The organism is Paeniglutamicibacter sp. ORCA_105 (genome assembly GCF_045798545.1).
GTDB classification, from domain to species: domain Bacteria; phylum Actinomycetota; class Actinomycetes; order Actinomycetales; family Micrococcaceae; genus Paeniglutamicibacter; species Paeniglutamicibacter sulfureus.
The window spans coordinates 1-2,323 of record NZ_JBIXLM010000081.1 but is presented as its reverse complement, the minus strand read 5'-3'; the positions used below and the strand labels follow the sequence as shown (position 1 = coordinate 2,323).

Annotated in this window: 2 protein-coding genes and 1 rRNA gene; all 3 read right to left on the bottom strand. The window is 59.5% G+C overall.

All coding sequences use genetic code 11. The features are described from left to right. Window positions 1-476: 476 nt before the first annotated feature. The 3 genes from ACIPUB_RS20040 to rrf all read right to left on the bottom strand — a co-directional run bounded on the left by ACIPUB_RS20040 (window position 477) and on the right by rrf (window position 2,323). Complete coding sequence (locus ACIPUB_RS20040) at window positions 477-1,028, bottom strand: SRPBCC domain-containing protein (RefSeq protein ID WP_407608991.1); 552 nt, start codon at window positions 1,026-1,028, stop codon at window positions 477-479. A 459-nt stretch (window positions 1,029-1,487) separates the two neighbouring features. Further along, entirely contained in the window at window positions 1,488-1,703 is a 216-nt protein-coding gene (locus tag ACIPUB_RS20035; RefSeq protein WP_407608990.1) for a hypothetical protein, read from the bottom strand. A gap of 504 nt (window positions 1,704-2,207) precedes the next feature. Beyond that, a 5S ribosomal RNA gene (gene rrf, locus ACIPUB_RS20030) occupies window positions 2,208-2,323 on the bottom strand.

Sequence of the window (2,323 nt, the reverse complement as noted above, 5' to 3'; positions counted from 1 at the left end):
GGGTTTTGGCAAAAATTCGGTCGCCCGGCGATTCCTCCAGCAGCTTTCCCGCTGTGTCCCTCGCGGCGACTTAGAAAACTATACACACCATTCCGCACCCCGGCAAATCGACGACCACCTGCCTTCAAAACCCCGGAATACCAGCCCAGAACGGCCCCTTGGGGGCCGTTCTGGGCATAGGCGCCTCAAAAATGACATTGTGACCCCCGCGACACCTTTAGAGAGCCGTGCTGCCCGCATTCGCCAAGAGTGCGGATATCCGCTGGTGCAGTCGACTCCAAGTGACTTGCACCGGCTGCTTGTTCCGATTCCGGATCATCAATGTGAGGAATCTAGGTGTGTCCATCTACTCTGCAGTCGACCGCCACTATTCGGCGCGGATGCACCTGGGCACCGAATCGCGCGTCAGGTCCCAGTCTCGAGTCGAGATCAAAGCCCCTGCAGTACGAGGTTCGCTCAACGGACTGTCAGGGGCATCACTGGGAAGAACGCATGCCTTCTGCGAACTTCCGGCCGGGTGCCGGGTCGACCCCGAAGCTTTCGGCATAGCGCTCATGAATCTCCGCCCATTGCTCGTGAGCCGTAGCTTCCGTCAAGTGCTCGCCACGCAAATGTGGGTCAAGTCGAGAAAGATAGGTCTCCCAACCGGCTGCGGTCTGCGCTGCGAGTGGGAGGTCGTCAAAGACGTGGGTGAACGTTAGGCGGCAGCGGTCGCCCTCCCCGCTGAGCTCGAAGCTTTGCAGCTGGCCGGCGTAGGACCACGCCAGATGATGCGGAGCATCGACGTTGGTCACCTCGAGAGTTGCCCCACCGGCATCGAAGGTCTCCCCCACTGCCGGAGTCCAGTCAACGGCTCCCGGGAACCAGCGTTCGAGTTCAGATGGCACACTGACGGCCCGCCACACGCGCTCAACGGCATGAGGCAAACTCAAGTTGAAGTGTAGAACCACGCGTCCTTCGATCATTTGCATGGTTCCGTGGATGTTTGGCTCTCCTGCACTTGCCGATTCCGAGCTTTCGTTGCTCATGGTTTCTCCTTCAGTTATGGTCCGAGGCGGTTCCCGGTATCGCAATCAGTGCCCCCGGTGGTGCAATATGCTCCGGCGTTGGGCCGGACGCCACGATGTATCGGCATCCAAGGATGGCTACTTACATCCCGGCATTACTCCGGCGTTGGGCCGGACGCCACGATGTATCGGCATCCAAGGATGGCTACTTACATCCCGGCATTATGGGTACTGATGGGTTCATCCTTCCGCAAGCAAGTGCCGTCCGGCAAGGTGCCCCCGTGCGTGAACGATATCGGTTGTCGTCGGTGCATGCAGGTTTTCGCAGGGGTGCGAGCCGGACTTGGTCTCGGGCGCGGGTCAAGGTAACGCAAGGGGTGCTAGCTAAGCGGCAGCATCATGTGCAGAGTCGGCTGACGTGGCTAGGTACAGTGACCCGGTCCAGGCAAGCTTCGCAGTTTGCATGCCATTGATCTTGAGTCATCGGAAGTAGAGCTGACGCCGATAAAGGTTCGAGTGCTGCAGAATCGCGAGGTCTAGCCACAGCACGTGACCTTCGAGCCAACGACGAAATGCGTCGATTACGATGGGCTGGTTTGGGGCGGCAAGAGAATTCAAAGGCGCCGCTACAGCAGCGATCAGGCCTGCCCGTCCGAAGATGTAGACGAGCCGCCAGATGTCCTGGTTCGAAACCACGCCAGCGGCCTTGTCGCAGACATCGCCTTTGGGAATCCATCACAGCTGATTCGGTATGGGACACCAATATGCGATGTGGCGGCAGACTTACGAATTCACAAGAAGATCAGCCCTTGCCTCGCCGCCCGAGGGTTCGCTGGAGGCGGTCAGCGCCAGGGTCATGTTGCCAGCTTATGGGGTTTGCCACGCTCGGATCCGCTCGGGCGCTTTCCGGATCCGGATCCTGATCCAATCCAGTCGAAACGCCCCGGCTACGATCGTGGTTCGAGAATGTGCATCCAAGTCGGACGAAGAACCGGGCAACTGGCTCCAGATTATGCACCAGGACTCCCCTGTCGATGAACGCCATCGATGCCTCGCCGGCTGGATAGGCCTCGCGCTGCCAGTGCGAAGGCGGGCCTATAAGCCCGACCTATAGGCGGCCACCATAAACCCCAGGTCCTATTTGCTTGTTAAACATCGGAACCCCTGAACAATTCTGTTCAGGGGTTCCGGGACATTTATGTCCGGCGGTGACCTACTCTCCCACACCCTCCCGAGTGCAGTACCATCGGCGCAGTGGGTCTTAGCTTCCGGGTTCGGTATGGGACCGGGCGTTTCCCCCACGCTATGACCGCCGT

Excerpts from the sequence above, each read along its gene's own strand:
- ACIPUB_RS20040 (WP_407608991.1), bottom strand. The coding sequence starts at position 1,028 with ATGAGCAACGAAAGCTCGGAATCGGCAAGTGCAGGAGAGCCAAACATC.